Annotated in this window: 18 protein-coding genes; 13 read left to right on the top strand and 5 right to left on the bottom strand. The window is 35.9% G+C overall.

Annotation, left to right across the window (positions count from 1 at the left end; all coding sequences use genetic code 11):
- The first annotated feature begins 142 nt into the window (after nt 1-142).
- From N2Z58_00925 to N2Z58_00870, 12 genes are all read left to right on the top strand, one after another.
- Nucleotides 143-1075, top strand: a complete 933-nt coding sequence (locus N2Z58_00925; GenBank protein MCX7653233.1) for an ROK family protein — start codon at nt 143-145, stop codon at nt 1073-1075.
- A 28-nt stretch (nt 1076-1103) separates the two neighbouring features.
- Nucleotides 1104-1538 carry an OmpH family outer membrane protein gene (locus tag N2Z58_00920; protein MCX7653232.1) on the top strand — a complete coding sequence of 145 codons (435 nt, stop codon included), beginning with the start codon at nt 1104-1106 and terminating at the stop codon, nt 1536-1538.
- A gap of 14 nt (nt 1539-1552) precedes the next feature.
- Nucleotides 1553-2266: an LPS export ABC transporter ATP-binding protein gene (gene lptB, locus N2Z58_00915; protein ID MCX7653231.1), complete on the top strand. Its 714-nt coding sequence runs from the start codon at nt 1553-1555 to the stop codon at nt 2264-2266.
- A gap of 23 nt (nt 2267-2289) precedes the next feature.
- A complete protein-coding gene (locus tag N2Z58_00910; protein ID MCX7653230.1) occupies nt 2290-2904 on the top strand; it encodes a TIGR03936 family radical SAM-associated protein in 615 nt (204 codons plus the stop codon).
- The gene (locus N2Z58_00905; protein ID MCX7653229.1) at nt 2882-3241 is read left to right on the top strand and encodes a response regulator; all 360 of its coding nucleotides are present in this window, start codon (nt 2882-2884) and stop codon (nt 3239-3241) included. The genes N2Z58_00910 and N2Z58_00905 overlap by 23 nt, the downstream gene beginning before the upstream one ends.
- The gene (locus N2Z58_00900; protein ID MCX7653228.1) at nt 3234-4616 is read left to right on the top strand and encodes a SpoIIE family protein phosphatase; all 1383 of its coding nucleotides are present in this window, start codon (nt 3234-3236) and stop codon (nt 4614-4616) included. The genes N2Z58_00905 and N2Z58_00900 overlap by 8 nt, the downstream gene beginning before the upstream one ends.
- A gap of 45 nt (nt 4617-4661) precedes the next feature.
- Nucleotides 4662-5219: an elongation factor P gene (efp, locus tag N2Z58_00895; GenBank protein ID MCX7653227.1), complete on the top strand. Its 558-nt coding sequence runs from the start codon at nt 4662-4664 to the stop codon at nt 5217-5219.
- Nucleotides 5220-5259: 40 nt separating this feature from the next.
- On the top strand, nt 5260-5565 hold the full coding sequence (locus tag N2Z58_00890; protein MCX7653226.1) for an Asp23/Gls24 family envelope stress response protein: 306 nt from the start codon (nt 5260-5262) through the stop codon (nt 5563-5565).
- Between the two features lie 37 nt (nt 5566-5602).
- Complete coding sequence (gene nusB, locus N2Z58_00885; GenBank protein ID MCX7653225.1) at nt 5603-6028, top strand: transcription antitermination factor NusB; 426 nt, start codon at nt 5603-5605, stop codon at nt 6026-6028.
- An 86-nt stretch (nt 6029-6114) separates the two neighbouring features.
- Nucleotides 6115-6636 carry a hypothetical protein gene (locus N2Z58_00880; protein ID MCX7653224.1) on the top strand — a complete coding sequence of 174 codons (522 nt, stop codon included), beginning with the start codon at nt 6115-6117 and terminating at the stop codon, nt 6634-6636.
- Nucleotides 6637-6648: 12 nt separating this feature from the next.
- Nucleotides 6649-7464: a dihydropteroate synthase gene (gene folP / locus N2Z58_00875; protein ID MCX7653223.1), complete on the top strand. Its 816-nt coding sequence runs from the start codon at nt 6649-6651 to the stop codon at nt 7462-7464.
- 53 nt (nt 7465-7517) lie between these two features.
- Nucleotides 7518-8225 (top strand): rRNA pseudouridine synthase, encoded by a 708-nt coding sequence (locus N2Z58_00870; GenBank protein MCX7653222.1) that lies wholly within the window; start codon nt 7518-7520, stop codon nt 8223-8225.
- Between the two features lie 63 nt (nt 8226-8288).
- On the opposite strand, the gene N2Z58_00865 is transcribed toward N2Z58_00870, so the two are convergent.
- The 5 genes from N2Z58_00865 to N2Z58_00845 form a co-directional block, all read right to left on the bottom strand.
- A complete protein-coding gene (locus N2Z58_00865; GenBank protein MCX7653221.1) occupies nt 8289-9332 on the bottom strand; it encodes a VWA domain-containing protein in 1044 nt (347 codons plus the stop codon).
- Between the two features lie 13 nt (nt 9333-9345).
- The gene (locus N2Z58_00860; protein MCX7653220.1) at nt 9346-9825 is read right to left on the bottom strand and encodes a hypothetical protein; all 480 of its coding nucleotides are present in this window, start codon (nt 9823-9825) and stop codon (nt 9346-9348) included.
- A gap of 180 nt (nt 9826-10005) precedes the next feature.
- Entirely contained in the window at nt 10006-10431 is a 426-nt protein-coding gene (locus N2Z58_00855; protein ID MCX7653219.1) for an Hsp20/alpha crystallin family protein, read from the bottom strand.
- 267 nt (nt 10432-10698) lie between these two features.
- On the bottom strand, nt 10699-11610 hold the full coding sequence (locus N2Z58_00850; GenBank protein MCX7653218.1) for a 3-phosphoglycerate dehydrogenase: 912 nt from the start codon (nt 11608-11610) through the stop codon (nt 10699-10701).
- A 1-nt stretch (nt 11611) separates the two neighbouring features.
- A complete protein-coding gene (locus N2Z58_00845) occupies nt 11612-12754 on the bottom strand; it encodes an alanine--glyoxylate aminotransferase family protein (GenBank protein MCX7653217.1) in 1143 nt (380 codons plus the stop codon).
- Between the two features lie 391 nt (nt 12755-13145).
- Here N2Z58_00845 and N2Z58_00840 point away from each other — a divergent pair, with 391 nt between their 5' ends.
- The gene (locus N2Z58_00840; protein ID MCX7653216.1) at nt 13146-14381 is read left to right on the top strand and encodes a PLP-dependent aminotransferase family protein; all 1236 of its coding nucleotides are present in this window, start codon (nt 13146-13148) and stop codon (nt 14379-14381) included.
- The last annotated feature ends 1 nt before the right edge of the window (nt 14382 follow it).

The following is a 14382-nucleotide window of genomic DNA, read 5'->3' as shown; positions in this document are numbered from 1 at the left end:
CCACTCTCCTGAAATTTTCTCAAGAAATCTTAGGGTAGAATTTACAACCTTTACAAATTATATTATACACTAATTCCGGAACATATGTTATAATGAGTAAGGTTATTGTGATAAGAAAAAACATTTTTAGGAGGAGTAATTTATGCATGTAGTAGGTATAGACCTGGGAGGGACCTTCTTTAAAGTAGGACTCGTCGAAGTTGAAACTGGGAAGATCAAAAACAAAATTGAGCAAGAAACTAACGTTCAAGAGGGAAGAGAAAAGGTCATTGAAAGAATGGCAAAGGCAGTGTTAGATATAACGAAGGGTAGTGAGTATCTTGGTGTAGGAATCGGTTCTCCGGGTTCTATTGATCATGATAAGGGTATTGTAAGATTTTCACCAAACTTCCCTGATTGGGTTGACTTTGAACTTGGTGAAATGTTATCAAGTAAACTTGGTAAACCTGTGTACGTTGAAAATGATGCTAACGCCTTTGTTTTAGGCGAAAAGTGGTTTGGTGCAGCTAAAGGACATAGCCATATAGTAGCCTTGACACTTGGTACTGGAGTTGGTGGTGGAGTTATATCACATGGCATGCTCATAACCGGACATAATGGTATTGGAACCGAATTAGGACATGTTATCATAGAACCTAAGGGACCGCAATGTGGTTGCGGAAATTATGGTTGTTTAGAATCCTTAGCCAGTGCTACAGCAATCCGTAGAATGGCAATTGAAGGGCAAAAAAAGTTCCCAGAATCGATCATTTTTAAATCAGAAAAGATAGATGCAAAAGCCGTTTTTGATGCAGCTAAGCAAGGAGACTTGCTCGGTAAATCGATAATTGAGATAGTGATAAACGCACTTGCAATAGGAATCTCAAATTTTATACATATATTCAACCCAGAAGTTGTGGTTATTGGTGGTGGTGTTTCGAGAGCAGGCGAAATTCTTTTCAAACCATTGAGGGAAAAAGTTGAGCATTTGGTTATGCCTTCTTTCAAAGGTACATATGAAATAGTGCAAAGTCCACTATTCGAAGAAGCCGGAATACTTGGTGCAGCTTCTGTAATATTGCAAAACTTAAAATAGTACATAAAAAACTGGAGGTGTTTTGGTGATGAAAAAGTATTTGTTTCCTATCTTAGTTTTAGTTTTAACCATTTTAGCCGTTGTGGTTAGCACAGCTGCAGACTCAAAAACAGGTCCCAAACTTGCTTACATCGATCCAAATAAAGTACTTCAAAACTACGACAAGTGGATTAATTTCCAAAAGCAAATGCAAGATGAGATAGCAAAGTATCAAGCAGAGTTGGACAAGATTAAAGATAACACTCAAAAACAACAAAAATACCTCGAATACCAGCAAGCAATAAACACAAAAATAGCGCAAACTCAACAGCAAATAGAAGCAGAAATACTTGGTAAGGTTAAAGAGTACGCAGAAGTAATGGGATACGACTTTATTTTCAACAGCACCACAATGGCATATGGAAGTCAAGCTTACAACATTACTGATGCATTCATAAAATATCTAAAAACGTCGAAGAAATAAATTCCAAACATTCTATGAAAGACAGAATTTTGTGTGAAGGTATATTCAAAAAATTTGGTAAAAAAGTGGTTTTGAACAACGTATCCTTAGAAGTTAGTACAGGTGAGGTAGTAGGATTGCTTGGTCCAAATGGATCAGGTAAGACTACTTTATTCAACATAATCTTAGGTGTGGTTGTTTGCAATAAAGGAGAGATTTATTTCAATGAAAAGAAGATTACAAACATGCCTATACACAAAAGGGCAAGATTGGGTATAACCTATTTGCAGCAAGAAACTTCTGTTTTCAGAGAGCTAAGAGTTGAGGAAAACTTGAGAACAATTTTAGAATTTCAAAAATTGAGAAGGAAAGAAAAAGAAGAGATAATCACAGAGGCATTAAGTGAGTTTGGTATAGAGGATTTAAGAAAGCAATTTGCCTATTCACTTTCCGGTGGTGAAAAGCGCAGATTAGAACTTGCAAGAATGATGGTGCTAAAACCGAAATTTGTACTACTTGATGAACCTTTCATAGGTATTGACCCAAAGACAGTAAAAGAAATCCAGAAAATAGTGATAAACTTAAAAGAACGTGGTATTGGTGTTATAATAACAGATCATTCCGTGGAAGCTTTAAAACCCATAGTTGACAGACTTTACGTTATTCATAAAGGTGAAGTATTAGCATCTGGAAATCCTTCAGAAGTTCTTGAAAATGACTTGGTTAAAAAAGTTTATCTCGGTGAATAACAGTCAAAGATTACGGAGGAGATATGCAAATTATAATACACTTCAAAAAAAAGGGGCTCATGAGATATCTATCTGCTATAGAATCGGCTAATGCAGTAATAAGGGTTCTTAACAGAAGCGGTTTAGAAATGCAATTTTCAGAAGGATTTCACCCTTCGCCTAAGGTCTCTTTCTTGGATTCAACACCTACAGGCATGATCGACCTTGCTATGTATGTATCTGTTAAATTAAGGAATGAAATTACCGAGTTTGATAGCCTCAAATTTTTAGAAAAGCTCAAAATGCTTTCACCAAAAGGAATAGAGCCCACTAAGGTATTTAAAAGTGAGGTTAATCTAAACAAAATTGTCGACGCATATGAATATTTATTGTTTTCCGAAAAAGAACTTTTCCTTTCAGAACCTGTTTTAAAGCATTCAGGAAAAACTTTTATCCCTGCAGAAGTTATGAAAAATCTTGAAGTTGTTTTGAAAAGAAATATATTTGTGATAAAATATACTATCGATAGGGAAAAATTATTTAACCCATTTTTATTAGAAGGCACTTTTTTGGCAGTACGCAAAAAAGCACTCTCTAAAGGGGAAGATGTCTCTAAAATACTGGAGGGACAAGAACATGAAAGTTTTAGTTGTAGATGATTCGGACGTCTTGAGAAAGATAACAGTCTATAACCTGCGAAAACTTGGAATGGAAGTTGAAGAAGCGGTAGATGGTATCGAGGGACTCGAAAAGATGCGTTCTTGGCACCCAGATGTTGTGATATTAGATATCATGATGCCACGAATGGACGGTTTTACAGTACTTAAAGAGATGAAAAAAGATGAATCTATTAAGGATATTCCCGTGATCGTTCTAACTGCAAAAGGTGGTCATAACGATGAACAGATAGCACTTTCGCTTGGTGCAAAGAAAGTTATGACAAAACCTTTCAGTCCGACTCAGTTGGTCGAGGAGGTAAAACTGATTGTTGGATAAAGACAGTGAGAAAAAGATCGTAGATTGTATAAAAAGCATTGCAAAGTTGTTCGAAAAAGACGTTGAAGAAGTTACCTCTATAGAAGATTTGATAAACAGATGCGATGAGTTGGCTCAACACATAAAAAAATGGATGTTAGATCAAAAGTCGAATAACGAAGCGCTTCAACAATTAATAGATGCACAGTTGGAAGAACTATCTGCTGCATATGAAGGTTTATCTGCTCTCTTTGAGATAAATAAGATCATATCATCCATTGAAGAACCGTGGTTAATATTAAAAAGTATTCTAAAACTTTTAAAAAATGCAGTAAATTATACAATAGGTATTATAAAACTCGTGATAAACAACCAAATTTTCCTTGAATTTCACGGTGGTGCAGAAGAAGATGTTAATGAATTAGCTGATTATTTCGAAAATCAGCTCAGTGAGAATAACGAACTGATATTCGTAGACTATGAACCACAAAAGGGTGGTTACATTTTAATACCTATTTCTTCAGAATTTGGAGAATATGGCTATCTTGCTCTTTCAAATTATCATTCGAGTAGGTTTTTTACAGCCGGTGACAAAAAGATCGCAGAAGCTGTTGCACAGCAAATTTTGACGGCTGTTAACAGATATATAATGATACAAAGGGAGATAGAGAAGAAAAGAATTGAAGAGCAATTACAAATAGCAAGGAGAATTCAACAGGGGCTCCTTCCTAAGCAATTTCCAAAAAGCAACTGGCTTGATATAAGTGCAGATAGCATATCAGCAGTACAAGTTGGTGGAGATTACTACGATGTTATAGAATCAAAAGATGGATCAATAGTCTGTTGTGTTGCCGATGTTTCTGGTAAAGGTTTACCTGCAGCGCTTATTATGTCCTCCTTCAGAAGTATGTTCAGACTTTCAGGTAGCATATCAAATGACCTTAGAGCTCTCGGTTCACAATTCGACAAGATGATACACGATGATTTTGAAATCGGCAGATTCATAACGTCAATAATCATGAAAATACATCAAAACGGCTTGGTTGAGATTTTGAACGCAGGACACGATCCCCTTTATGTTGTGAGAAACAACAAAATAATAAAAATAGAATCAACAGGGACACCTTTTGGTATACTTGGTAACGGAGTATACGATATTGAACATTTTCAGGCACAAAGTGGAGATATTTTCGTTGCGTTCACAGACGGAGTTGTAGAAGCAAGAAATATAAATGGAGAGGAGTTTGGTTTTGAAAGGTTTGAAGAGGTAATATTGAAAAATAAATACTCAAAGGCTGCAGACATAGTAGGTAAGATAATAAATGCCGTATTTGAGTTTTCTCTCGGCACCACTCAACATGATGACACCACTGTCTTGGTTGTGAGGTATGAATAATTATCAATTGTTATCAATAATATAAAACGACTTGGAGGTGTGCGGATGATAGAAGTAGGAGATCTTGAAAAAGGTATGTACATTAAGTATGAAGGCGACATATACAGAGTTATCGATGTTAACAAACATTTCAGAGCGCGTGGCTCTGGCTTGATAAGAACAAAACTAAAAAATCTTTCCACAGGATTGATTCGAGATGCAAACTTCTCCAGCGGTGAAAAAGTAGAAGAGGCGGAACTTTCATTTAGAAAAGCCGAATATCTTTACAATGATGGAGAAAATTATTATTTTATGGATATACAATCATACGAACAATATGCAATTCCAGAAGTGGAAGTTGATGAAGCAAAGTACTACCTGATTGAAAACACGCAAGTAGATCTTGTTATGCATGATGAAAAACCAATTGGTATCCAATTACCAACAACTGTTGTGCTTCAGGTGATAGAAACAGAACCTAACTTTAAAGGCGATACAGTTTCAGGTGGAGGTAAACCAGCTGTTCTTCAAACAGGTTTAAAAATCACAGTACCATTTTTCATAAATGTCGGTGATAAAATAAAAGTTGACACCAGAACAGGTGAATATATTGAAAGAGCTTAACGACCATAAAAGTTCTAGATTAATGAAGAGAGGTGAAAAAATGGGAAACATAACTGTTTCAGATAACGTAATAATAGAAATAACCTACAGAGCTATCTGTTCTGTTTACGGTATTGAACCAGATGATAGGGATTTCAAAAAACAGCGGAAAAACATAAATGTTGAACGAACACCCGAAGATAACATAATAATCAACATCAAACTCGACGTACCTTACGGAGAAAACATCGTCGAATTTTCCAGAAACGTTATGAAAAATGTTAGTGAAAACGTCTCCCAAATGACAGATAAAATTGTCGAAGCTGTTAACATTACAGTGAATAACGTATTTGAAAACAAAACATGATTTGAACATCGTTTAATTAGACAGGAGTGGAACTAAATTGGTATCTAAAAGAAGGGTACTCAGAGAAATAGTAGTCAAAATCTTATTTCAACTTGATTTTAGGCCAAGTGAATTCGAAGATATTTTAAACGAACTTAGTAGTAAGATAAAAGAATCAAAACTCAAAACAGATGTTGAGAGATACGCAAGAGGAATTTATGAAAGATTGGACGAACTTGATTCTATCATTTCTCAGCAGCTCATAAATTGGGATTTTCAACGTGTTTCTCATCTTGAGCGCAGCGTTTTAAGACTTGGAACTTACGAATTGATGTATGAAATGGATGTACCTATTGAAGTAACACTTGATGAAATGATAGAAATATCCAAAAAGTATGCTTCAGAAGAGAGCGGAAAATTTGTTAATGGAATTTTAGACAAAATAGCAAAATCATATGCACCAAAAGAAAAATTTAATCTCTGAACACTTTAATTGTGATCTTACTATCCATATTGTTTACTGTTCTAGTTTATTTCTCAAGTATCTCGAGGGGGTAGGGGTTCATTTTCATGAATTATATCGAACTGCTTGTTGTTATTGTTGTTTCCACGTTGATTTTGATATCTGCTTTAGATACACTTAGCTATGTTATCATCCACGCAAATCATGTGTTATTGAGAAACAGCAGAGAATTGAGAACATTTCATATATTGAACTATATCAGATACGACTTTACAAAACACGCACTTGAAAATCCTAAGATAAGAATTTCAAATCCACGTTCTTCGGAATCAAAGTTTACATTTGACGAATACATTGATGAAAAAGTTAAAAGAGTAACTTACAGAGCCATCGCAATTTCACCAGAAAGCTATCAAGTTTTCAGAGATACCTATGTACACAACGGATTTTACTACGAGTTTGCAAATAGAAGAACGTTCCAAATAAACAGTAAATTAGAATTTAAAGAATCTTCCGATAGAAAATTCTTAGTAGTTTCAAGTGCTTTATATGGTGACGTAATGATCCCAAAAAATCCGCCTTCTGTTTTTATAAAAGGTATAGAGATAAGAAAAATCAGAGAAAAGTAAAGAGGTGTGAAAATGGACTTATCAAAACTGCTATCACCTCAAAGAACGGTTGTAATGGGAATCATAAATATGACACCTGATTCCTTTTACCCGAACAGTCGAGTGGATGAATTTAACTTACTAAAAAAGGTAGAAGAAATGATAAATTATGGGGTGCAAATAATAGATATCGGTGGTGAAAGTACGCGACCAGGTTCCGAACCTGTTCCTCTCGAAGAAGAACTTAAACGAGTAATACCTGCAGTAAAAGCGATCAGAAAGCATTTTGAAATTCCAATCTCCGTCGACACGTACAAATCAGAAGTAGCAAGACAATCTTTGGAAAACGGTGCAGACATAATCAATGACGTAAGTGCTCTTAGAATGGATGAAAACATGGTAAATATAATTGCACATTACAAATGTCCAGTCATTTTGATGCACATGAAAGGTACCCCAAAGACAATGCAACAAAACCCGCAATATAATGACGTTGTGAAAGAAATAATCGAGTTTTTCAAAGAGCGGATAGAATTTGCCCACAAAAATGGTATAAAAGACATAATAATTGACCCAGGAATCGGTTTTGGAAAAAACTTGGATCACAACCTGGAAATTTTAAAAAATATTGATAAATTCAAGACACTTGGTAAACCAATCCTTATAGGTGCAAGCAGAAAATCAATGATAGGTGCGATTCTTAACTTACCGACTGAGGAAAGGTTGAATGGTACGCTCGCGATAACTGCTTACTGCGCAATGAAAAACGTGAATATCGTAAGAGTACATGATGTAAAAGAAAACGTTGAAGTTATAAAAATCATTGAAGCAATTAAGAATGCCAATTGAAATTTCTAAAATTCTCGTACATGATTTGTGCGAGCCACCGAGAGGAAACGAAAATGGATAAGACAAGACTTGACAAATTTTTGTCTAACGCACATGTTGGAACACGAAGCGAGGTCAAAAAATACATAAAGCAAGAAAGAGTCAGAGTTAATGGAAAAGTGATAACGGATCCTTCGTATCACATAATGTCATCCGATGTTGTAACGTTCGATGGAGAAAAAATAGCTCCACACCGCAATGTTTACATCATACTGTATAAACCTGCTGGTTTTGTTTCAACAACATCAGAGAGAGAACCAACTGTAATGAATCTAGTAGTTCATCCTTATATCAAAGAACTACACATAGCCGGTAGGCTCGATAAAGACGTTGAAGGATTACTTATATTAACAAATGACGGGGAATTTACACATAAAGTAATTTCACCGAAAAGCCATGTGGAAAAAGAATATATAATACAATTTCAAAATCAGATAACAGTGACTGAACATATGAAAAATACGATACAAGAAGGTCTGTATATACAACCTGGAATAAAAACGTTACCTGGGAAAATAGAGCAAGTGGACGAAAGAACTGTCTCAATTGTCATCGTTGAAGGTAAGTATCACCAAATAAAACGTATGTGTGCCGCACTTGGTTTGAGCTCGTGGGAAAAGATTACAAGAATCAGAATTGGAAATTTAACTCTCCACGGTCTTGAAAAAGGAGAATGGAAAGAAATCGAAAAAAAGGATATAGAATACGCGATATTTGGATGATTTTGTCATAGCAGACAAAATGGAAAGCCCCCAATAATATGGGGGCCTTTTGGTTTTCAGTTTTTAGTAAGTAACATTTTCTAATTTAGTATATTTCTTTGTGGTTCCAGCCTCGAAAAATACTTCTATAGTATGGGATGGAGCTGAAGAATCGCTTTCAAATGCAACTATCCAGGAAGACTCAACATATTCCACAATTCCGAGAGCAGTTAAATCAACATTTCCATAAGAATCTGTATAAGTTATAACCCCTCCTGTTTTTTGACAAATCTCTCTTGGATCATTCTCGGCAGAAAAACTTGAGGCAGATGTTGAATAAAAGGAACCCGGTACAAAAGCACCGTGAATCGTAAAATACCCAACAAGATAAGGTAACAGCTCTGATTTAGTAAAATGTGCAAACGAAGTTCCATCACCTTTGTAATGAGCGGGCGCATCAGTGATAATAATCATCGATTTTTGCGAACCCACTCTCCATTCAAGAGCAGTAGCTGCAAACATAATAGCATCGTATGGATTTTCAGGAGTATCACCCCCGAATCCAGCATAAAGCTCCGAAACATAGTCTTTAGCTTTGTCTGGAGAGGAAAGATCAAGATACGGGAATTCTATTTCGATATCACTCGGTGGATTTACGTAATCATCGAAAGGTACAACACCTATTCTAACATCTAGACCACTATCTTTAAGAGCCTGTGAGAATGCTATTATGCTGTTCTTGGCTCCTTGAATTGATGGAGACATACTACCTGTAACATCAAGGATTATTGCTATATCTATCTTATTTTTTACCGTACTCTCTTTATAGACTACAAACCCTTGCTCTTTATTATCTTCAAAAACTCTAAAATTAGATGGAGATAAACTTTCAAATCCTGGTACACTAACACGGAGCTTAACGTAATCAGGAACCGCTATGGGTAGTAGTGTTGGTTGTTTATCAACAACTGCGTATATCCCTATCGTCGAGTAACTGGACACATTCGGTTTAGTTGTTCCAGCAGGATCCTTTGGTATTGTAGATGGCGCAGTTGGTATATTTGAACAACTATACAATATTAAAATCGTAGTAACAAAAATGATACAAAGTATAATACTTTTCTTCATTTCCATTCACCTCCTAAAATCCAATACCTATGCCCGCGCTAACTGCATAGATGCCAAGAGTTTGAAAAGAAGTTGTCAAAGAAGTCATACCTTCAATGAAAAATACTATACCTTGTCCAAATCTAAGTCCTGCTTTAACATGAAATAATTCCATTGAATAAAGTAAGAAATTTAAATTTTGCACGTCAAATATAATTATTGGAGCTACTCCAATATAAATTAGATTGGTGAAGAGAGGAAAGGCTAAGTAAATATAAGGATCAAGTTCTAATAAGTTTATTTCTCCTATGTTTATCTCTTCAACCTCTTGAAAACTACCTAACGGATAATATGACTCAAGCATGAACGAAATTCCAGATGACAACGTACCAATCCTTGCACCAATGTATGGTCTACTTCGTCCTCCAAGTTCCATACCACCCAGTACCGATAATTCAAAACTCATACCAACCACCACTGCTAGAGTCAAAACTAATGCCAATATCTTTTTCATAACCATCACCTCCTTGTTTTTTGAATCTTAATCATTTTGACCTTGCAATAAATATATTAGTTCAAATTTATATATTAATTTTTAACTAGCATTATAACATTTAATTAAAATTAAGAAATCTAAAAATAAAACAAAAATCCCCTGCTTTTTAAAGCAGGGGATTTTTAACCTATTGTTAACTTATTCAATTTTGATTTCAAGAGCTGGTTTTTCCTCTTTCTTCTTTGGCATTTCTAATGTCAGAACACCTTCGTTATATCTTGCTGTAATGTGTTTCACATCAACATAATCAGGTATGATGAACGATCTTTCAAACTTTCCAAAGCTTCTTTCGATGATTCTGTAGTTCCTACCTTTTTCATCTCTTTCCCTCTTCTTTTCTCCACTTATTTTAAGAACTCCATCTTCGACTGTAATCTTAAGTTCTTCCTTCTTTACACCCGGAACTTCAAGTTCGAGTACAACTTTATCTTGAGTCTCATAAGCATCTACCCTTGGGTAGAATTCGGAGTCTGTTCTCAGAGGTTTCATAAACTCACTAAAAAGTCTGTCAATCTCTTTTTGAAGTTCCATAAATGGTTCAAAGAAATCTTTTCTTGCCAACATACTCCCACCTCCACTATCTAAGTTTTTTGATTCTCACACTTACCACTTGTATTATATATAATTAGCACTCAATTGTCAAGAGTGACAGTACAAATAGCGAGAATTGCTATAGTAGATTTGTCAACGGTAACTTATTGTTGTAAATATATATGTAACTAAAAATTATAGCACTCGTTACTTATAAATGACAATAAAACTGTTGTGAAAAAAACGGGTGCAATCGCACCCGTTCAGAAAGTTTTTGCCTAATTATCTTAGTGGTAAAAATTAAGTTGATAGTTCTTTTATTAACCTATCGACGAGAAGGATCCCAACTCTTTCTTGTGCTTCGTATGTTGATGCACCAATGTGTGGTGTCGCAACTACATTTGGTAGAGACAAGAGTTTTTGTCTCAAGTCATCTGTTGGTGGTTCTACTTCGAAAACATCGAGCCCCGCTGCGTATATCTTACCACTTGTTAAACCCTCATACAAGGCCGCCTCATCTATAATACCACCGCGTGCTGCGTTAACTATTATTACCCCATCTTTCATTTTTGAAATTGATTCTTTGTTTATCAAGTTCTTAGTTTCTTGAGTTAAAGGTACATGTATTGTTATGTAGTCACTTTCTCTGTAAATTGTTTCAAGGTCAACTATTTTCACGTTCATATCTGTTTCCTTTATATATGGATCGTAAGCTAAAATTTTCATATCGAATGCAGACAATCTTTTAGCAACTTCTTTTCCTATGTTTCCAAATCCAATTATTCCCACTGTTCGGCCAAACAGTTCATGACCCTCGAGTTCTTTCTTAGTCCATTTGCCATTCTTTAGGTCATTTGTACCCCTTGCTATATGTCTGGAACAAGCGATCATTAAACCTATTGTAAGCTCTGCAACTGATATGCTGTTAGCTCCCGGCGTATTTATTACTTTTATTCCTTTTGATTCGGCAGTTTTTACATCAATGTTGTCAAGTCCTGTGCCTGCTCTACCGATTATCTTAAGGTTTTTACCAGCTTCAATTATTTCCGCAGTAACCTTAGTTGCACTCCTTACTATAAGCACTTCTATTTCAGGCATGATTTTTATTAATTCGTCTTTTTCATAATGCTGCGATGTTAGAACAATTCCGGGAAGACCTGCAAGCTTTTCGGTCGCTTGCTTATCAAGTGGATCGTTTATATGAATCCTCATTTTACTTCACCAACCCTTTGAAAAGCACTTCCTCAGCTGCCAATACACCTTTTCCAAGTTCTAGTTTGTACCCAAGTTCGGCAAGTGTAAACTCGAGGGCAGAAATACCAGTTATTATATCAAATGGACTCACCCAACCAAGATGTGAGATTCTGAATAATTCATCTTTCATAGGTTCTTGTCCAGCAGCAATTGTTACACCATATTTATCACGCATAATTTTTGTTATTTTGCTTGCTGGAATACCTTCTGGAGAATTTACAGCTGTGAGAACATTACCTGGCCTTTCTGAGAAGAACGTTAATCCCAATGCCTTTATTGCAGCCCTTGTCGCTTCACCTAAGAGTGCATGCCTTGCCCAAACATTTTCAATCCCTTCTTCTTTCAGCATTTTAACAGCCTTGTTAAGCATATATATAAGATTAACAGCGGTTGTCCATGGATTATCTGGAGAACTTTTTTTATACCTTCTAAGGTCAAAATAATATCTGTTGTTTGTGCACTTTTCGACCTTTGCGTACGCCTTGTCATTAATCGCTATGAACGCAAGCCCAGGAGGTAACATCCAACCTTTTTGAGCACCTGATACGACAACATCAATACCCCATTCATCCATCTTCAGCGGCTCTGCCAATAATCCGCTTACAGCATCCGTTACAAGAATTATGTCCGTGTCTTTTGTGAGTTTTGCGATATTCTCAATGTCGATAACAGTACCTGTTGATGTTTCGCTGTAGGTCGTAAAGACTACTTTTGCATCCGGATTTTCTCTTATAGCTTTCTCAATCATTTCCGGTGTAACTGCTTTACCCCACGGAAGCTTAATCTCCACAGGAATAATACCGTATGATTTTGCTATCTCAACCCATCTTTCACCAAATTTTCCTGCATTAACTATAATTGCCTTCTCGCCGGGATTGACAAGATTGACCATAGCAGTTTCAAGTGCGCCGGTTCCTGATGCTGTCAAGACATACACAGGATGTTGAGTTTGAAACACGTACTTGGTCAATTCAAGCGTTTCTTCCAGCATCTTTACAAATTGCGGTGTTCTGTGGTGAATAGTGTCCCTTGCACCTTCAAGAAGAATATCAGGCGGAACCGGAGTTGGACCAGGTGCTAAAAGTAGGTTCTTTTTTACCATACCTTTACCCTCCTTTATTTTATATTCCTAAGACAACAAATGAACAAAATAATAAAACACTAACTACAATTATGTAACCACCTTGTCTTGTTTGTTGTCAAAGTCATTTTACAGTAAAATTTGCAGCTATTAATTGACAGAACAGAATTTTCTGTACGTAACTGTCATTTTTTCAGTTATGTTTGGCAAATTAACTACAGATGATTAAGTTGCCTAAAATTCTATTGATTGCAAACTTTTGCATGCAATAGGTTGCAATATTGTCAGACACTCATTTTTATTTCTTGCTCTTTAAAAAACAATGTAGATGCATTTTCCACTACACATTCGAGTATGGCATATGTTTGCTAAAATACCTTTGGAATACACATAAAAAAGGAGTGAGTTAAGCATGGACTTAGAAAGCAAGCTTTCTGAAGTTGGTAAGAGCATAAGGTCATCGCTTATTAGAGAGTTACTTAAATATGCGTCTGTTCCTGGCTCCATTTCTTTTGGAGGAGGAGTTCCAGATCCAAATACATTTCCAAGACACGAGCTTGCAGAAATTGCAAAAGAAGTTATAGAAAAGGACTATGCTTATACACTACAGTACAATACCACTGAAGGTGATGAGGAACTTGTAAGACAAATTTCTAAACTTCTTCAGAAGATGTATGGAATTGAAGGAATAGGAAGAGAGCATCTGTTGTTCACAACGGGTTCTCAACAAGCTTTGGATCTTATGGCAAGGATTTTCTTAGATAGGGAAAGTATATGCTTTGTTGAATTTCCAGTTTATCTGGGTGCGGCAAGTGCTTTCAGAATGACATTTACTGAATTTGAAACCATCCCTCTTGAGGAAGATGGAATGGATGTTGATTATCTTGAGAAAAGATTGAAGATTTTGGATGAAAAAGGACTTATCCCAAAGGTTAAATTCATTTACACCGTCCCAAATTTCCATAATCCAGCTGGTGTCACAATGAGTCTTGAGAAGAGAAAGAGGCTAGTAGAAATTGCAGAAAAATACGATTTGCTTATTCTTGAAGATGATCCATACGGGATGCTTAGGTTCGAAGGTGAGCATCTGCCATCATTGTTTAAAATGGCTGGACAAGATAGGGTCGTTTTACTTAACACCTTTAGTAAAATCTTGACTCCGGGACTTAGAATCGGAGTGATCGTTGGTAGACCTGATCTCGTCAGAAAAGCTACTATGGCAAAGCAGGCTGCAGATTTGTGTAGTCCAAGTTTAAATCAAAGGATTGCTGCGAGATATCTTGAAAGATACGATTTATTCGAACAACTTAAACCTGGAATAGAACTTTACAGAAGGAAGAAGAACACAATGATAAAGGCTTTGGAAGAAAATTTTTCACATATAAAAGGCACAAAATGGGTCAATCCACAAGGCGGTTTATTTGTGTGGATGACTCTCCCAGAAGGTTTCGATACAATGGAGATGTTTGAAACTGCGAAAGAGAAAAAGATATATTATATACCCGGTGAAGCATTTACTATAGACGATAGCAAATCTTCTTCGATGAGATTGTCTTTCTGCTTGCCACCAGAAGAAAAGATAATTGAGGGTGTGAAGAGATTAAGAGAAGTAGTTGAAGAATATGGAAGAAAGAAAGGGTTGATGTGAT

Source organism: Fervidobacterium sp. (assembly GCA_026419195.1).
In the GTDB taxonomy this organism is placed as follows: domain Bacteria; phylum Thermotogota; class Thermotogae; order Thermotogales; family Fervidobacteriaceae; genus Fervidobacterium.
This window is presented reverse-complemented; position numbering and strand designations above follow the sequence as displayed.